The 16,816-nt window shown below is 65.0% G+C and carries 13 protein-coding genes; 5 read left to right on the top strand and 8 right to left on the bottom strand.

Annotated elements, in window-relative coordinates; genetic code table 11:
• Positions 1–27: 27 nt before the first annotated feature.
• Positions 28–3,504 carry an indolepyruvate ferredoxin oxidoreductase family protein gene (locus tag I6F37_RS21250; RefSeq protein WP_249795325.1) on the top strand — a complete coding sequence of 1,159 codons (3,477 nt, stop codon included), beginning with the start codon at positions 28–30 and terminating at the stop codon, positions 3,502–3,504.
• Positions 3,505–3,560: 56 nt separating this feature from the next.
• Here I6F37_RS21250 and I6F37_RS21245 read toward each other — a convergent pair whose 3' ends face one another.
• The 3 genes from I6F37_RS21245 to I6F37_RS21235 form a co-directional block, all read right to left on the bottom strand.
• Positions 3,561–4,580, bottom strand: coding sequence for a S1C family serine protease (locus I6F37_RS21245; protein ID WP_225149967.1), 1,020 nt, complete (start codon positions 4,578–4,580; stop codon positions 3,561–3,563).
• A 91-nt stretch (positions 4,581–4,671) separates the two neighbouring features.
• Complete coding sequence (locus I6F37_RS21240) at positions 4,672–5,121, bottom strand: gluconate 2-dehydrogenase subunit 3 family protein (protein ID WP_225152577.1); 450 nt, start codon at positions 5,119–5,121, stop codon at positions 4,672–4,674.
• Positions 5,122–5,128: 7 nt separating this feature from the next.
• Positions 5,129–6,727, bottom strand: a complete 1,599-nt coding sequence (locus I6F37_RS21235; RefSeq protein WP_036037888.1) for a GMC family oxidoreductase — start codon at positions 6,725–6,727, stop codon at positions 5,129–5,131.
• 202 nt (positions 6,728–6,929) lie between these two features.
• Between I6F37_RS21235 and I6F37_RS21230 the strand changes: the two genes are divergently transcribed.
• Positions 6,930–7,718 carry a thermonuclease family protein gene (locus I6F37_RS21230; RefSeq protein WP_225152576.1) on the top strand — a complete coding sequence of 263 codons (789 nt, stop codon included), beginning with the start codon at positions 6,930–6,932 and terminating at the stop codon, positions 7,716–7,718.
• A gap of 221 nt (positions 7,719–7,939) precedes the next feature.
• Here I6F37_RS21230 and cyoD read toward each other — a convergent pair whose 3' ends face one another.
• Genes cyoD through I6F37_RS21210 form a run of 4 tightly spaced genes read right to left on the bottom strand, consistent with a single transcriptional unit; the run spans position 7,940 to position 11,787 of the window.
• Positions 7,940–8,326, bottom strand: a complete 387-nt coding sequence (cyoD, locus tag I6F37_RS21225) for a cytochrome o ubiquinol oxidase subunit IV (RefSeq protein WP_036026014.1) — start codon at positions 8,324–8,326, stop codon at positions 7,940–7,942.
• A complete protein-coding gene (locus tag I6F37_RS21220) occupies positions 8,323–8,964 on the bottom strand; it encodes a cytochrome (ubi)quinol oxidase subunit III (RefSeq protein WP_036037890.1) in 642 nt (213 codons plus the stop codon). Before I6F37_RS21220 ends, cyoD begins: the two co-directional genes overlap by 4 nt.
• Positions 8,964–10,964: a cytochrome o ubiquinol oxidase subunit I gene (cyoB, locus tag I6F37_RS21215; protein WP_225139723.1), complete on the bottom strand. Its 2,001-nt coding sequence runs from the start codon at positions 10,962–10,964 to the stop codon at positions 8,964–8,966. The genes I6F37_RS21220 and cyoB overlap by 1 nt, the downstream gene beginning before the upstream one ends.
• Entirely contained in the window at positions 10,954–11,787 is an 834-nt protein-coding gene (locus I6F37_RS21210) for a ubiquinol oxidase subunit II (RefSeq protein ID WP_036026020.1), read from the bottom strand. The genes cyoB and I6F37_RS21210 overlap by 11 nt, the downstream gene beginning before the upstream one ends.
• A 243-nt stretch (positions 11,788–12,030) precedes the next feature.
• On the opposite strand from I6F37_RS21210, the gene I6F37_RS21205 reads away from it, so the two are divergent.
• Positions 12,031–12,831, top strand: coding sequence for an SDR family NAD(P)-dependent oxidoreductase (locus I6F37_RS21205; RefSeq protein WP_128263582.1), 801 nt, complete (start codon positions 12,031–12,033; stop codon positions 12,829–12,831).
• 157 nt (positions 12,832–12,988) lie between these two features.
• Here the strand turns inward: I6F37_RS21205 and I6F37_RS21200 are convergent, their stop codons facing one another.
• Positions 12,989–14,299 (bottom strand): sorbosone dehydrogenase family protein, encoded by a 1,311-nt coding sequence (locus I6F37_RS21200; protein ID WP_057026994.1) that lies wholly within the window; start codon positions 14,297–14,299, stop codon positions 12,989–12,991.
• A 263-nt stretch (positions 14,300–14,562) separates the two neighbouring features.
• Here I6F37_RS21200 and I6F37_RS21195 point away from each other — a divergent pair, with 263 nt between their 5' ends.
• Positions 14,563–15,753: a urate hydroxylase PuuD gene (locus I6F37_RS21195; RefSeq protein ID WP_225152811.1), complete on the top strand. Its 1,191-nt coding sequence runs from the start codon at positions 14,563–14,565 to the stop codon at positions 15,751–15,753.
• Positions 15,754–15,896: 143 nt separating this feature from the next.
• Entirely contained in the window at positions 15,897–16,754 is an 858-nt protein-coding gene (locus I6F37_RS21190; RefSeq protein ID WP_225152574.1) for a VOC family protein, read from the top strand.
• Positions 16,755–16,816: the final 62 nt, after the last annotated feature.

Raw genomic sequence — 16,816 nt, 5'->3', positions numbered from 1 at the left:
CGCCGGACGAAAGACGAGGACTTCCGAATGACGCTGTTGCAGGTCGAGCTGGACGACAAATACCGGCTCGAATCGAAGCGGATCTTCTTGTCCGGCACACAGGCCCTGGTCCGCCTGCCCATGTTGCAGCGCGAACGCGACCGGCTTCAGGGCCTCAACACCGGCGGCTTCATCTCGGGCTATCGCGGTTCCCCGCTCGGCATGTACGACCACGCGTTGTGGCGGGCGAAGTCGCACCTTCAGCAGCACGACGTCGCTTTCGTCCCTGGTTTGAACGAGGACCTCGCCGCAACTGCGGTCTGGGGCAGCCAGCAGGTCGGCCTGTTTCCCGGAGCCAAGGTCGATGGCGTGTTCGGAATCTGGTACGGCAAGGGCCCGGGCGTCGACCGCTCGGTCGATGCGCTCAAGCACGCCAATGCCGCCGGCACCTCGCGCAACGGCGGCGTGCTGGCGCTCGCTGGCGACGACCACGGCTGCCAGTCCTCGACGCTGGCGCATCAGAGCGAGCAGGTGTTCGCGGCGGCGCTGATTCCCGTGATCAATCCTGCCACGCTCCAGGACTATCTCGACCTCGGCCTCTACGGTTTTGCACTGTCGCGCTTCTCGGGCTGCTGGGTCGGCTTCAAGGCGATCAGCGAGACCGTGGAGAGCTCCGCGTCGATCTATAGCGACCCTGAACGCATCCAGATCGTGGTGCCCGACGATTTCGAGATGCCGCCCGGCGGCCTCAACATCCGCTGGCCCGATCCGCCGCTCGAGGCTGAGAAGCGCCTGTTCGGCCCCAAGATGGCCGCGGTGCAGGCCTTCGCCCGCGCCAACCAGCTCGACCGCATGGTGCTCGATTCCAAGCCTGCGCGGCTCGGCATCGTCGCGACTGGAAAAGCCTATCTCGACCTGCGCCAGGCGCTCGTTGATCTCGGCATCACCGACAAGGACGCGCAGGACCTGGGCCTTCGCATCTACAAGGTTGCCTTGACCTGGCCGCTGGAGGAAAGCGGCGCGAAACGTTTCGCTGAAGGTCTTCAGGACGTGCTGGTGGTCGAGGAGAAGCGCGGCTTCATCGAAGACCAGCTGATGCGGATCCTCTACAACGTCGATGCCTCAAAGCGCCCGACCGTCACCGGCAAGCGCGATGAGCGCGGCGCACGGCTGTTGCCGAGCGAGGGCGAGCTGACGCCGACCATCGTCGCTGGCGCGCTGGTGGCGCGCTTGCGTAAGCTCGGCCATCACAGTCCCGTGCTGGAGCAGCGCCTCGCCAGGCTCGAGGCCTTCGACAACCCGGTGACGACCAGCACGCCGATCAAGCTCGCGCGCACGCCGTTCTTCTGCTCGGGCTGCCCGCACAACACCTCGACGCGGGTGCCCGAGGGCAGCCGCGCCATGGCCGGCATCGGCTGCCACGGCATGGCGCTGAGCATGCCGACCCGCCGCACGGATCTGATCTCGCATATGGGCGCCGAGGGCGTGAACTGGATCGGCCAGTCGCCCTTCACGAACGAGAATCACATCTTCCAGAATCTCGGCGACGGCACCTACACGCATTCCGGCCTGCTCGCCCTTCGTGCGGCTTCGGCCGCCGGCATCAACATCACCTACAAGATCCTCTACAACGACGCCGTGGCGATGACCGGCGGCCAGCCCGCCGAAGGCGCCTTCAACGTCGCGCAGATCGCCCATCAAGTCTGGGCCGAAGGCGTCAAGCGGCTTGCGATCGTCTCCGACGATCCCACAAAGTATCCGCAAGGCGGATACTTCCCGCAAGGCGCGACCATCCACCACCGCCGCGAGCTCGATGCCGTGCAGCGCGAGCTGCGCGATATCAAGGGCCTAACGGTCATCATCTACGACCAGACCTGCGCCGCCGAGAAGCGCCGCCGCCGTAAGCGCGGGCTCTATCCCGATCCCGCCAAGCGCGCCTTCATCAACGAGCTCGTTTGCGAAGGTTGCGGCGATTGCTCGCAGGCCTCGAACTGCGTCTCGGTGCAGCCGCTGGAGACCGAATTCGGCCGCAAGCGCCAGATCGACCAGTCGAACTGCAACAAGGACTTTTCCTGCGTCGAGGGCTTTTGCCCGAGCTTCGTCACCGTCCATGGCGGCTCGCTGAAGCGGATGAAGACCTCGGCTGTGGATTCCGGCCAGCTGTTCGCGGATCTGCCGCTGCCGCCGGCGCGTGAGCTGGACGGGCCCTACAACATCCTCGTCACCGGCATCGGCGGCACCGGCGTCATCACCATCGGTGCCCTGCTCGGCATGGCTGCCCATGTCGACGGCCGCGGCTGCTCGGCGCTCGACTTCACCGGCCTGTCGCAGAAGAACGGCGCGGTGATGAGCCATGTCCGCATCGCCCCAAAGCCGGAGGACATCTCCGCCGTCCGCATCACCACGGGCGGCGCCGACGTCATCCTCGGCTGCGACATGATCGTTTCCGCGGGCTCGACGGCGCTGAGCCGCGCCGAGCGCGGTGTGACCAAGGCCTACATCAACGCTGATCTGCAGCCGACCGCGAGCTTCGTGCAAAACCCCGATCTCGATTTCGAGATGGGCGCGATGCAGACCGTGCTCCGCGACGCTATCGGCGACAACAACCTCGACATCATCGACGCGACAGGCATTGCCGCGGCACTGATGGGCGATTCCATCGCGACCAACCCCTTCATGCTCGGCTTTGCGTTCCAGAAGGGCGCGATCCCGCTGTCGCTGGAAGCCCTGCTTCGCGCCATCGAGATCAACGGCGCCGCGATCGAGATGAACAAGCTCGCCTTCACCTGGGGCCGGCTCGCTGCCCACGACATGTCGCGCGTGCGCAGCGTGCTCCAGTTCAAGGCAAGAGCGTCCGCGCCTGCGAAATCGCTCGACGATATCATCGCGACGCGCGCCGAATTCCTGACCTTCTATCAGGACAAGGCCTATGCCGACCGCTACCTCGCAGCCGTCGCGAAGGTGCGCAAGGCGGAGAGCGCGGCTTTGCCCGGGTCAACCGAGCTCACCGAAGCGGTCGCAAAGAACCTGTTCAAGCTGATGTCCTACAAGGACGAATATGAGGTCGCCCGGCTCTACACCGACGGCAGCTTCGCCAAGAAAGTGTCTGAGAAGTTCGACGGCGATTTCACGCTGAAGTACCATTTGGCGCCGCCGATCTTCGCCAAGCGCGACAAGACGACCGGACATCTGCAGAAGCAGGAGTTCGGCAGCTGGATGATCCACGCCTTCCACGTGCTCGCCAGGCTCAAGTTCCTGCGCGGCAGCGTGTTCGATCCGTTCGGCCGCACCGAGGAGCGCCGGACTGAGCGGAAATTGATCGCGGATTATCTGGCGATGATCGACCAGCGGATCACAGGGCTGAAGCCGGATCAAATCCCGCTGCTGGCAAGGCTTGCGCGCGTGCCGGAGACCATCCGCGGCTTCGGCTACGTCAAGGACGCCAACATCAGGCTGGCGGCGGCCGAGACGGCGCGGCTGGAAGCGGAGCTGGAGAACAGCCGCTTTGCCGCCGCGGCGGAGTAGAGGCTAGGCGCCAGCCCCTCTCCGCGTCAGCCACACACTCGCTGTCATCGCCCGGTTCAGCGCGCCGGCTTGCGCTCGATCGGGTCGATATCGATCGCCCGGAGGCGGCCGAGGCGCAGCACGTCCATGGCGAGCCGGCGGCCGATCCGGTCGCGGTCGAGCACGCGGATCAGATCGTCGACGCCATTGATCTCGACGCCGTCGAGCCTGATCACGACGTCGCCGGGCAACAGGCCTGCCTTCGCCGCTGGTCCATCCGGCTCGATCTGCATCAGAAGCGCGCCCATCTTGTTCTCGACCCCGGCCAGCACCGCGTGCCGCCGCGGGACCGGCGCGGTCTGCCCGGCGACACCGATATAGGCGCGGCGGACATAGCCGTGGCGGATGATCTCCGACAGCACGAATTGCGCGGTGTTGCTGGCGACCGCAAAACAGATTCCCTGCGCGCCATTGATGATCGCGGTGTTGATGCCGATCACCTCGGCATGCGACGACACCAGCGGCCCGCCGGAATTGCCGGGATTGAGGGCGGCATCGGTCTGGATCACGTCCTCGATGGTGCGCCCGCTCACCGAGCGGATCGAGCGGCCGAGCGCGGAGACCACGCCGGCCGTCACGGTCGATTCGAAGCCGAGCGGATTGCCGATCGCGATCACGAGCTGGCCGCGCCGCAGGCTCTTGGAATTGCCGAGCGCAGCATAGGGCAAGTGCCGCACGCCATTGGCGCGCAGCAGCGCCAGATCCGTGTCGGGATCGACGCCGAGCACCTGGGCGTCGCCGACATGGCCTTCGACGTCGCGCAGCCGGATCTCCTTCGACGTGCCGACGACATGGCTGTTGGTGAGCACGAGCCCATCCGGCGAGATCACGATGCCAGAGCCGAGCCCGCCGCGCTCGCGACCGTTCGGCACCTTGGGGCCGGTCTCGACGCGCACGACCGCAGGGCCGACGCGATCGGTGACGTCGATCACGGCATTGGAATAGGCGTCCAGCAGCGCCCGGTCATCGGCCGGGCCAGGCGCCGTCGTCCGCGATGACGGTGCGTCATCGGCGATATCTGAGGTGAAGTCCAACATGGCAAGAGTCCTTGAGGCTCACACAGATGGTGGCCTGCACCCGCCGACGCAAGTGGCCCGCCTGGAGCGCAGGGCCGGACTGCCCAGATGGCTAGGGCGGGCGCCTCAGCGAGCCACCTCTTGCCTTAACCGGATCGAGCAGCGACCAGTCCCCCTCTGGGAGCACATGGCCCTTTGGGAATGGCGCGCGCAGCTCGAGCCCGAGCGAGCCCAGCACGCGGTCGTCGCGGTAATAGCATTGCAGCACGACACGGACGAGGGTTGCGGCGGCGGCACCGCCGCTCTTCCGAAACTCCTGCACCACCGCATCGCGTCTGGCGGCATCGAGCTCGGCGAGCGGGCCCCCGGCGAGCCGCGCCAGGTGATCCAGCGCCGCCGCCACCAATTTGGTATCGCGACCGAGCGTTGCCAGCATGTCGGCCTGGATCGCGGGATCATCGGCGCCCGGCACCTTGTACTCGTCACTGGCCGGGATGATCATCGCGGCGACAGCGCGGAGGTCGTCGCGCTGCCTGCGTGTCAGTTGGTTGTCTGCGGACATCACACCCTCAATCGAACAGATTGGCGAGGCGCTGCTTCATCTGGTCGGCGATGTAGAGCGCGAGGGCCTGGATGGTGGAGGTCGGGTTCACGCCGCCCGAGGTGACGAAGATGCTGCCGTCGACGATGAAGAGGTTCTTCACGTCGTGCGCGCGGCCCCATTCGTTGACGACGGAACGCTCGGGGTCGGTGCCCATGCGCGCGGTGCCGAGCAGGTGCCAGCCGCCCCAGGGGATCGGCGAGTTGACGCAGATGTCGCTCGCGCCGGCCGTCTCGAGAAACTCGCGGCCGCGCGCCAGCGCGTGCTCCATCATCTTCCGGCTGTTCTCGCTGATGGTGTAGTCGACCTTCGGCGCGGGAATGCCGTGACTGTCCTTCAGCACCGGATCGAGCGTGACACGATTGTGCTCCTCCGGCAAATCCTCGCAGATTGCGGAGAAACCAAGCCGGTGGCCGTTCAGCTTGCGGAACACGCGGTGGTGATCCTCGCCCCACGGCAAGATGCCCTTCTGCTCGCTGACTACGGCCTCGAACACCGGCCCGGCCCCGCGCACGAACTGAACGCCATAGCCGCGCACGAAACCGCGCGACAGGTCGGTGTCATACCATTGCTTGCTCCACAGGCAGGTCGGCGGCGCGCGGTTGGAGTCAGTCGGCTCCTTCACATAGCCGTAGATCTGCGCATAGGGATGGAACATCAAATTCTTGCCGACGAGACCCGACGAATTGGCAAGCCCGTTGGGGAAGCGGCCCGATGCCGAGTTGAGCAGCAGCCGCGGCGTGCCGACGCCGTTGCAGGCGATGACGACGACATGCGCGGGCTGAAACTGCTCGATGCCGTCTTTGTCGTAATAGACCACGCCCGAGGCCATGCCGTTCTCATCGGTGGTGATCTCGCGCACCCGGCAATGCGTGCGCAGCTCGACGCCGGCACGGATCGCATGCGGCCAATAGGTGATGTCGGTGGAGGATTTTGCGCCTTGCGCGCAGGCCGGCGTGCAATGGCCGAGATTAATGCAGCGCGCCCGGCCCTCGTAGTCCATCGTCGCGACCGTGGTGTCCGACGGCCACCAGTGCCAGCCGAGCTTGTTCATGGCCTTGGCGATGATGGCGCCGGACAGGCCCATCGGCTGCTGCGGCATCGGCGGATGCGTCAGCGGCGACAGCGGATCGCCTGACAGGCCCGACGTGCCCATCATGCGGTCGTTCTCTTCGAAGAACGGAGTCAATGCCTCGTAGTCGATCGGCCAGTCGTCGGCGACGCCGTCGAGCGTCTTCACCTTGAAATCGGAGGGATGCAGCCGCGGCCAGTGCGCGGTGTACATCACCGTCGAGCCGCCGACCGCGTTGTAGTTCACGACCTTGATCGGAGAGTTGTCGTCGTTGATCGGGTAGTCCTCGGGACGGCCGCGCACGTTCGGGCTCGACGACCATTCGCCGTAGAACTTGGCCTCCCAGTCGCGGCCCGTGCTGGGATATTCCGCCGGGTTCATCCAGCCGCCCTGCTCCAGGCAGAGGATGTGCATCTTGGTCTCGGCCAGCGACCACGCCACCGCCGCGCCCGAAGCGCCGGCGCCGATGATCAGGACATCCACGGGGTCTTTCATCGCAACCTTGTCCTCCCCCTCGCCGCTTACCGGGCGATTCGGCCTTGCGCGGTCAGCGAGGCCGGCGAAACGATACGGGCAGAGCGCCGGCGGAGTAAAGCGGCGGGGCCGGAATGTCGCACTTCGCGAGGCGCAGACCATTGGTCTCGCCACATCCGGATGCTAGGAACGGGGCGCACGAGCCATCGATAAGCGAGACCGTATGTCCTTCCAGAAATTCGTTGCCGCCACCCGCGCTTTTGCGCTCGTTTCGTTTCTCGCCTGGTCCGGATTTCTGGCCTCGTCCGGACCAGTTTCCGCGCTGACCGGCGCCGCGACGGCCCGTGACGGCAACTCGGTCCAGCTCGGCGACGTCACCTACCGGCTCGACGGCGTCGACGCGCCGGAGCTCGACCAGGTCTGCATCGACAATAAAGCCGATGCCTGGACCTGCGGCATCGAGGCCCGCGACCAGCTCGCGAAGCTCATCAACAAACGAACGGTGCGCTGCGACGATGTCGGACCCGAGAAGAGCTTTGGCAAGCGGCACCGCGCCATCTGCACGGCCGAAGGCGACAAGGCCAGCCTGAACGAGCAGCTGATCAAGCTCGGCTTTGCCCTCGCACGCGAGCCGATGAAGGCCAACGTCAAGCCGGCAGCCACCGAGGCCAAGACGACGGCGGCGGGGATCTGGAAGGGCTGTTTTGTTGCACCGCAAGATTTCCGCAGCGGCAAGAAGGACGGCGCGCTGCTGGGCACCGCCTGCCGCCCGGACCGCGACAAGGAAATCCGCGCCGTGCTGTTTCCGGAGGAGCTGACCATGCCCCCCAACTGCAGCATCAAGGGCAAGCTCGCGGTGCGCGCCCGCGTCACCGGCAATATCGGCATCTACCATCTGCGGGGATGCCCGAGCTATCCCGCGACCACGACACCGGATCGCTGGTTCTGCTCGGAGGACGACGCCCAGGCGGCCGGCTTCCGCATGGCCTACAATTGCCGCCGGCCAAGGTGAGCAAGCTCCCTCACGCACCCGTGAGTGGTAATCCGAGACCGTATTGATCCGGAATTGAACTTCGTCGGCGGTTGCTGCATTTGTATGCCAACGCAAGCGCCCTTGCGCGAGCGTTTCCTTGGCAGCAATCCGGCTCCGGCCGATTGTCTTTGCTTGGGCGTTTCCTCCCTAGACTTGGGCCGCTTGTCACTAGCAAGCGGCTCTCTCTTTTTGCGCGGCTGTCACTGCATCCGCATGATCTGGTCCATCGGCGGCATGTTGGCGTTGAGATTCGCCATGATCCAGACCGTGCCGCCGACCACCAGGAACACCACCAGCAGCCCGAAGGCGAGCGCCAGCACGTTGTTGGTGTTGTCGGGGCCGGTAGTGATGTGCAGGAAGAACACCAGATGCACGCCCATCTGTGCGATCGCGAGCACGATCAGCGCGACGGGAATCGAGGGCTGCCAGACCAGGTCCGTGCCGGCGATGAAGAACGACGTCGCCGTGAGCAGCAGCGCGAGCACGAGCCCGACGACGTAACCGAGGATCCTTGCGCCGACGCTATGCTCTTCTTCCTCGCCCGGCGCGAGGTCGCGTTTGACCATCCCATGCGTCTGCTCACTCATGGCGCGCTCCCGAGCAGGTAAACGACGGAGAACACTGCGACCCAGACGATGTCGAGCGCGTGCCAGAACAGCGCAAAGCACGTCATCCGGCGCAAGATGTCTGCGCGAAAGCCCTTGGCGAACACCTGGGCCATCATGGTGAGAAGCCACAGCACGCCGGCGGAGACGTGAAGGCCATGGCAGCCGACCAGCGAGAAGAACGCGGTCAGGAACGCACTGCGTGACGGGCCATAGCCGCGCGCGATGAGGTCGGCAAATTCGCGAAACTCGAGAACGAGGAATATCAGCCCGAGCACGCAGGTCACGGTCATGCTAAGATAAAACCAGAACCGGTTGCGCACGTCGGCGGCGATGCTGGCCATGCCGCAGGTGAAGCTCGACAACAGCAGGCAGACCGTCTCGATCGCCACGTTCCTCTGCTCGAAGATCTCCGCGCCCTTGGGGCCGCCGGCGGTCTGGCCTGACAGCACCGCATAGGCCGCGAAGAAGCAGGAGAACATCACGATGTCGGAGAGCAGGAAGATCCAGAAGCCGTAGGCGGTCACGATCCGCTTCGGCGCGGGGCCGGGATGCTCGATGACGAGGCCGATATGATGGGGATCGGCGTGCGCGTGGCTTGCGGTCGCGGTCATCGCCATCAGACTGCTCCCGCCATGCTGACGAGGTTGCGCCGTTCCTCGATGTTGCTGCGGTCGATGCGGGCGACCTCCTCGGCCGGGATGACGTATTCGTCATGGTCGCGCCAGGCGAACACGACGAAGGTCGCCCAAGCGCCCAAGCCGCCCAGGATCACCATCCACCAGATGTGCCAGATCAGCGCGAATCCCATGATGGTGGCGAAGAAGGCACAGACGAATCCGGTCGGGGAATTCCGGGGCATCTCGATATCCTGATAATCCGGCGTCTTATGCGCGAGCGATTGCTGCCTCGCGCGCGCCTTCATATCCCAATAGGCGTCCTCGCCGCGCACATCGGGATTGAAGGCGAAGTTGAACGCCGGCGGCGGCGACGAGGTTGCCCATTCCAGCGAGCGCCCGTCCCAGGGATCGCCGGTGCGGTCGCGCAACGCCTCGCGATTGCGGATGCTGACGACGAGCTGCACGATCTGGCAGATCACCCCGATCGTCAGCACCGCCACGCCGACCGCCGCAACGATCATCCAGGGCCGCCAGGCCGCGACGTCGTAGTGCTGCATGCGCCGGGTCATGCCGAGCATGCCGGCAATGTAGAGCGGCATGAAGGTTATGAAGAAACCGATGAAGGTGAACCAGAACGCGGCCTTGCCCCAGCGTTCGTCGAGACGGAACCCGAACGCCTTCGGGAACCAGTACTCGAAGCCGGCAAAAACACCGAACAGCACGCCGCCGATGATCACGTTGTGGAAGTGCGCCACCAGGAACATGCTGTTGTGGAGCATGAAGTCGGCCGGCGGCACCGCGAGCAGCACGCCGGTCAGTCCGCCGATGAGAAACGTCACCATGAAGCCGACCGACCACAACATTGGTGTCGCAAAACGGATGCGGCCGCCATACATCGTGAACAGCCAATTGTAGATCTTCACGCCGGTCGGTATCGCAATGATCATGCTGGCGATGCCGAAGATGGCATTGACGTTGGGACCTGCGCCCATCGTGAAGAAGTGGTGCAGCCAGACCATGAAGGAGACGACACAGATCGCCATGGTCGCGAGCACCATGGAGCGGTAGCCGAATAGCGCCTTGCCGGAGAATGTCGAGACCACCTCGGAGAAGATGCCGAAGGCGGGCAGCACCAGGATGTAGACCTCGGGATGGCCCCAGGCCCAGATCAGGTTCATGAACATCATGACGTTGCCGCCGGCCTCGTTGGTGAAGAAGTGGAAGCCGAGATAGCGGTCGAGCAGCAGCATCGCCAGCGTCGCGGTAAGGATCGGGAACGCCGCGACGATGAGGAGGTTCGAGGCCAGCGTGGTCCAGCAGAACATCGGCATGCGCAGGTAGTTCATGCCCTTGGTGCGCAGCTTCAGCACGGTGGTGACGAGATTGATGCCGGCCACCAGCGTGCCGACGCCGGAGATCTGCAGCGACCAGGCGTAATAGTCGACGCCGACGCCGGGCGAATAGGACAGTTCCGACAGCGGCGGAAAGGCGAGCCAGCCGGTGCGCGCGAATTCGCCGACCACGAGCGAGATATTGACCAAGAGCGCACCCGTCGCCGTCAGCCAGAAGCCGACCGAATTGAGCGTCGGGAAGGCGACGTCGCGCACGCCGAGCTGGAGCGGTACGATGAGGTTCATCAGCCCGATCACGAACGGCATCGCCACGAAGAAGATCATGATGGTGCCGTGCGCGGAGAATATCTGGTTGTAGTGCTCCGGCGGCAGATAGCCCTGCGATTGATACGCCACAGCCTGCTGGATCCGCATCATGATGGCGTCGCTGCCGCCGCGCAGCAGCATGACCGAGGCGAGCAGGATGTACATGACACCGATGCGCTTGTGGTCGACGCTGGTGATCCATTCGTGCCAGAGATAGGGCAGATGTCCCTTCACCACGACCCAGCCCAGCACGCCGAGGATCGCGACCAGCACCACCGCGCCGGCGACGAGCGGAATCGGCTGGTCGAGCGGGATGGCCGACCAATCGAGCTTACCGAGCATCATGGCCTCCACTGTGCGACCGGCCTGCTTCGGACGCGAGGGCCGGCCCGGGTCCCGGCGGAATGTGCTGGGTCGCGATCAAATCGAATAGGCGCGGATCGTCGAGGCGGTAGACCGGCCTGCCCTTCTCAATGCCCTGCTGCATCAGCTTCTTGTAGCTGTCCTCGTTCAGCACCGCGTCCGTCTTCGCCGTATTCGCCACCCAGTCCGGGAAGGCGAGCGGCGAGATCACGTTGACGTCGAACATCATGTCCGGGAAACCGTCGCCGGAGAAATGCGCGGACAGGCCCTGAAGCTTGCCTTCGTTGTCGGCGCGCAGGTTCAGCTTCGTCACCATGCCGTTCATGGTGTAGATCATGCTGCCGAGCTGCGGGATGAAGAACGTGTTCATCACGCTCGATGACGTCAGCTGGAAATTCAGCTCGGCGCCGGCCGGCACCGTCAGCGTGTTGACGGTGGCGATGCGCTGGTCCGGATAGATGAACAGCCATTTCCAGTCGAGCGAGACCGCCTGGATCCGCACTGGGCTGCCGGTGCCCGGCACGGGCGCGGCGGGATCGAGCTGATGCGAGCCGATCCAGGCGACGCCGCCGAGCAGGATCACGGTGAGCGCCGGAATAGACCACACCACCATCTCGACGCGGCCGGAATAGACGAACTCCGGCTGGTAGCGCGCCCTCGGATTCGAGGCGCGAAACCAGAACGCGAAAGCCAGAATCGCGAAAATGGTCGGCACCACGATCACGAGCATGATGAAGACCGAATCGACCAAAATAGTTCTATTGGCCGCAGCCACGGGCCCTTGCGGATCGAGCAGATTCATCGGCAAGCCACTGGTGGTTGGGAAGCCCCGAGACTGAGCCTAGCGCGGGAAAGGCTCCGCGACAAACGCTGCGAGGCCGGAACGGTTCCTCGACCGCAACGGCCAGCCATGCGCGATGGACCGGCCGCCACATGCAATTCCGTGCGATGTCAATGACATGAACGCGGAAAGCGCGCTCTTCTCTCCCAGGAGCGCGATTGCTAGTCTGCACGAAAATAATGACAAGGACGGGAGTGAACCGAGATGCGCTTGAAGGACAAGGTCGCGATCGTCGTCGGCGCCGGGCAAAGCCCCGGCGAAGGCATGGGGAACGGCCGCGCGACCGCGCTCACCTTCGCGCGCGAGGGCGCCAAGGTCTTGTGTGTCGACCACCATCTGGAATCGGCGCAGGAGACGGTCACGATGATCACCGCGAAAGGCGGCACGGCGGCGGCCTTCAAGGCGGACGTGACCAAAGCTGCGGACATCAAGGCGATGGTTGCGGACGCGCAATCGCGCTGGGAGCGTATCGACGTGCTGCACAACAATGTCGGCGTCAGCCTCGCCGGTGGCGATGCCGAGCTGCTGCAAATAACCGAGGAGGCGTTCGATCGCGTCGTCGCGATCAATCTGAAGAGCTGCATCCTCACCGCGAAGGAAGTGATCCCGATCATGCGCGCGCAGAGAAGCGGCGCCATCATCAACATCTCGTCGATGGCCGCGATCACCACCTATCCTTACGTCGCCTACAAAGCGACGAAGTCGGCGATGATCGCCTTCACCGAACAGCTCGCCTACCAGAACGCCGAATACGGCATCCGCGCCAACGTCATCCTGCCCGGCCTGATGAACACGCCGATGGCCGTCGACACCCGCGCCCGCGAATGGCACAAGACCCGCGCCGAGGTCGAAGCCGAACGCGACAGCAAGGTGCCGCTGCGCAGAAAGATGGGTACGGGCTGGGACGTCGCCAACGCCGCGCTGTTCCTGGCGAGCGATGAGGCGAATTTCATCACCGGTGTGACGCTGCCGGTGGATGGTGGTGCGAGCGTGAGACGGGGATGAGGTGCTCTTCTTCCTTCTCCCCTTGTGGGAGAAGGTGGCGCAAAGCGCCGGATGAGGGGTTCTCTCTACACCTGAGACTGCTCGTGACGATAGATACCCCTCACCCGGCTTCGCGTTCGCGAAGCCACCCTCTCCCACAAGGGGAGAGGGTGCAGCGTCACCGCGGCGCGCTTGTCACCCGCCAGATCGTGCCGTTGCCATCTTCCGAGATCAGCAGCGATCCATCCTTCGCCACCGCCACTCCCACCGGCCTGCCCCACACTTCCGTATCGTTCACGACGAACCCGGTGACGAAATCCTCGTACTCGCCGGTCGGCTTGCCGTCCTTCATGCGGATGCGGATCACCTTGTAGCCGGTGCGTTTCGACCTGTTCCAGGAGCCGTGCTGGGCGGCGAAGGCGTCGCCCTGGTATTCGGGCGGAAACTGCGCGCCCTGGTAGAAGGTCATGCCGAGTGAGGCCGAGTGCGGCTGGATCAGCACATCGGGCACAGTCACCTTGTCCTTTAGATCCGGCCGCGCGCCGGCATGGCGCGGGTCTTCATTGCCACCGATATAGAACCATGGCCAGCCGTAGAACGCGCCTTCCTTCACGCTCGTGACGTAATCGGGCACGAGGTCGTCGCCGAGACCGTCGCGCTCATTGGTCGAGCACCAGGGCAGACCGGTCTGCGGCTGGATCGCGAGGCCGACGCAGTTGCGGATACCGGTGGCATGGATCTTTCGCTCCTTGCCGTCAGGGTTGAAGGCCAGCACCGCGCCGCGCTCGAGCTCGCTGGCCCATGTGGCGCCGAGCGGCTGCGTCTTCGCCCACGCCTCCATCCCGCCGGGCGGCGTGCCCATGCCTTCGGCGACGTTGCTGAGCGAACCCACCGACACCAGCATACGCTTGTTGTCGGGCGTGAAGACGATATCGCGGGTGGAATGGCCCCCATCCGGCAGGCTTGCGACAACCGTCTCCGCTTTGCCGCGCGCCTTCACATCGCCGGCCTTGTAGGGAAAGCGAACGACGCTGTCGGTGTTGGCGACATAGACCCATTGCGGATTGTCGCCGTTCGGAAAGAAAGCGATGCCGAACGGCTGCCGCAGGCCGCTGGCGAAGATCTCGTTGGTCGCGACCTTGCCGCCCTCGCCCGCGCGCAGCACCCGAACGGTGCCGGCGCGTGTTTCCGCGACGAACACATCGCCATTCGGCGCCGCGCGGATGATGCGCGGCGCACGCAGGCCTTCGGCGAACAGCTCGATCTTGAAGCCGGCCGGCACCTGGAGCTGGGCTTCCGGCGGACGCGGCACCACGCGCGACGAGCTCGCAACCGATCGCGTGGCGCCGGGCCTGACCAGATCCTGCGGCCGGATCAGCCTGACCGTGCCGGGCTTGTCGGCGCGCCAATCGCCATAGGCATCCTTGCCCTGCAACACGGGCTCGGCGTGTGCGCCGGCCGCAGCAGCAGCCAGCAGCGCTGCGAGCATCGCCACGAACCTTATCCTGTCGCTCAATTCGTCGTCCTCCGCCTTGGGCGTGTCGTGCGTCAACGCCGATCACCCGCAAAAGGTCTCTCGGCGAGTTTGGCGCCTGCCGAATCCCACGTCAGTTCATGCCCGCACGATGTGCATCAGCCGCAGTCCATCATACTGGAAAATGCGGTTGAACGGTGCGACACATTGTGAGGGCGGCGATCGCCGGTTACGGTCATGGAGGCTACGGCATCCAGGTCGCGCCGGATGAGGAGATCATGTGGGGATCCGTCATATCGGAATGGGCGAGCCTGCTGCTGCGCTGGCTGCACGTGGTGGCCGCAATCGCCTGGATCGGCAGTTCCTTCTATTTCATCGCCCTCGACCTCAGCCTGAAGCCGAAGGCCGACCTGCCGGGCGGCGTGCAGGGCGAGGCCTGGCAGGTCCATGGCGGCGGCTTCTACCGGATCATGAAATACCTGGTCGCGCCCAGCCAGATGCCGGACGAGCTGACCTGGTTCAAATGGGAGGCCTACACCACCTGGCTGTCCGGCTTCGCGCTGATGGTGGTGGTGTATTATCTCGAGGCCGACTTGTTCCTGGTCGACAAGTCGATCCTCGACCTCACATCATTCCAGGCCGGACTGTTCAGCTTCTGCAGCCTGGCGCTGGCGTGGCTGCTCTATGAGGCCGCCTGCCGCACCGGGCTCGCCCAGCGCGAACTGCCTTTCGCCATCGGCGGCTATCTGTTCCTGGTCGCACTCACTTACGCCTTCACCCATGTGCTGAGCGGACGCGGCGCCTTCAACCAGATCGGCGCGATCATCGGCACCATCATGGTCGCCAACGTCTTCACGCTGATCATTCCGAACCAGAAGAAGATCGTGGCCAGCCTGATCGCCGGACAAGCGCCTGACCCCAAGCTCGGCAAGGCCAGCAAGGAACGCTCGGTCCACAACAATTACCTGACGCTTCCCGTCGTCGTGCTGATGATCAGCAACCACTATCCCCTGCTCTACGCCACGCGGTTCAACTGGATCATCGTCGCGATCGTCCTGGCGCTCGGGCCGGTGATCCGCCACTTCTTCAACGAGCGTCATGCCAGGCGCCAATCACCCTGGTGGGTGTGGGGCGTGGCCGCGGCCGGCGTGATTGCGATCCTCCTCCTCTCCGCCGCCGGACCGCGCGAGGTGAAGACGGGCGCATTGTCGGCGCCGGTCACGGCCGCCAATGTCGAGGAGATCGTGATGTCCCGCTGCAGCATGTGCCACGCGGCCGAGCCGGTCTGGGCCGGCATCGTCACCGCGCCGAAGGGCATTGTGCTCGACACGCCCGAGCACATCCATCGCAACATCCGCCTGATCGGACGGGTCGCGGCCTGGTCGAATGCGATGCCGCCGGGCAACATCACGGAAATGACCGGCGAGGAGCGCGCCGTCCTCGCGGCTTACCTCGAGCAGGCGCGCTGAAGCGCGTCGGAGGATGCATCGCGCGGAATGAAATTCCGCATCTCTCGCCGAATTGAAAATGACTTGACGGCCCATCCGGCGTAGACATGGCCGGCAGCCGCCGGCGCGGCGCAAAATCAGCTTGCAATCGGGGAATAGCAACAGTGGCCCTCAAGAACGTCATCGGTATCGACCACGCCGTCGTCATGGTGAAGGACCTCGACAAGGCCGCCGAGAACTACAGACAACTCGGCTTCACGGTCTCGCCGCGCGGCACCCACAGCGCGCATATGGGCACCGGCAATTACACCATCATGTTCGACCCCGATTACATGGAGCTGCTCGGCGTGCTCGTGGCAACCGAGCACAATGCGCCGGCCCGCGCCTTCGTCGAGCGCCATGGCGAGGGCATCGAGCGCATCGCTTTCACCGCAGTCGATAGCGCCGCCGGCGCCGGGGAAATCCGTGCACGCGGCCTGGAGCCGATCGGCCCGACCGATTTCGAACGTCCCGTCACGCTGCCTGATGGCACGATCTCGGCGGCGAAATTCCGCACCTTCATGTGGCCGACGGCTGAAGCGCCGGGCGGCGTGCGCATCTTCGCCTGCCAGCACAAGACCCCCGAGACCGTGTGGATCCCCGAGCTGATGACCCACGCCAATGCGGCCAAGCGGATCAAGCAGACGCTGATCGCAACGCCAGAGCCCGCCAAGGAGGCCGCGCATCTCGCCCGCCTGATCGACCGCGAGGCGAAGGCCGACGCGGACGGCGCCGTCATCGTGCCTTCCGGCGGCGATCGCGCCGACTTCGTCTATTTGACGCTGGACCAGCTCGCCAAGCGCTATCCCGGCGTGTCGCTGAATGGCCTCTCAGAGCGCGGTGGCGCCGCGCTGGTGCTGGTCAGCGGCGACCTCGCGGCGACCGAGAAGGCGCTGGGGCCAGCCGCCGTGCGGAGCGCAGCTGCGATCTGCGTGCCGCCGGCCAAGGCCAACGGCACCCTGCTCGCCTTCATTGCCGGCTGATTTGAACCAATTCTTTAACGGGCGTTTACCCGGCGGCTGTAGACTTCCCGGCCATCAAGCCA

It is taken from the genome of Bradyrhizobium sp. NBAIM08 (assembly GCF_020193935.1).
Lineage (GTDB): Bacteria > Pseudomonadota > Alphaproteobacteria > Rhizobiales > Xanthobacteraceae > Bradyrhizobium > Bradyrhizobium yuanmingense.
The sequence above is the reverse complement of the archived record's forward strand: the minus strand, read 5'-3'. Positions and strand labels throughout refer to the sequence as shown.